The organism is Bartonella sp. AP88HLJMH (assembly GCF_042195605.1).
GTDB lineage: Bacteria > Pseudomonadota > Alphaproteobacteria > Rhizobiales > Rhizobiaceae > Bartonella.
The window spans coordinates 1-975 of the sequence record NZ_JBHIOR010000094.1; the positions used below are offsets into that span (position 1 = coordinate 1).

A 975-nucleotide genomic window follows, 5' to 3' on the forward strand; every position below is an offset into this window, starting at 1 on the left:
TACACCTGTAATCTGCCGCGTCATGCCCGTACTTTTATTACCAACACTAACGGCACCCTGCGTACTTTTCCATTGCGCTTCAGTGCTTTCTGTTGCCCCCTGCAGCGAAGAAGTATATCCTGAAACACCTGCAGCCCTATCAGCGATAGTATCACTTCCTATAGCAACACCACCTTGTACAGAAACTATAGAATTGACACCCATTGCGATACTGCTTGGACCCAAAGCGTGAGACATGGAACCTATAGCAATACTATACAGCGCCTCCTTTGTTGCAGATGCATTGTAACCAAGAGCAATCCCCTTTTCTGCATAATTCTTCGCGCCGTAACCAAGAGCCATTGCATAATCACCAGCTGCAAGCACTCTATTTTTTTCATCAACATTCTGTGTTTCAGATCCAGGAGTAGTTCCAACAGCACCGATTGCAATGCTAAAAACACCTTCCGTTTTTGCCCCCCGCCCCAAAACAACAGTACCATACGAGCCCTTAGGTGCCTCTGCCTTATAACCAATAACAGTACTCCAACCATCACCAGATTTTGCACCGTACCCGATAACAATAGCGCCGTATGTACCTCTCCCATCAACACTACCAACCACATCGTCACCAATAAAAACACCCCACTTGCTTTTTGTATAATTAATCCCACTACCCAAAATAACATTGTTATCTTGAGAACGTTGCATTCCTGCAGTTCCACCCCGCAAAAGGTCAGAAACATTAACAGGGGCTGCATTCTCATTATTCCCTGAAAACTGTTGGGTTGTAGAGCTATCACGAACAAGCGACCGTGGACTAATGAGAGACTTTTTATATTGCTCGTCTGTATCTAGAGTTCTTACCAATAAATTTTTGCTATCGTCCGCAAGAACATTTACGATAGAACTCTTATCGCTCTTACCAGAAAGGGTTTTGGTTAAAAAATTTGCGTAATCATCAGAATCATTCAAACCAGCAACAGAGAGAAGGCT

The 975-nt window shown here is 43.9% G+C and carries 1 pseudogene; it reads right to left on the reverse strand.

The features are described from left to right. Positions 1 to 975, reverse strand: a pseudogene (locus ACFIMA_RS09750) (hypothetical protein); the annotation flags it as partial.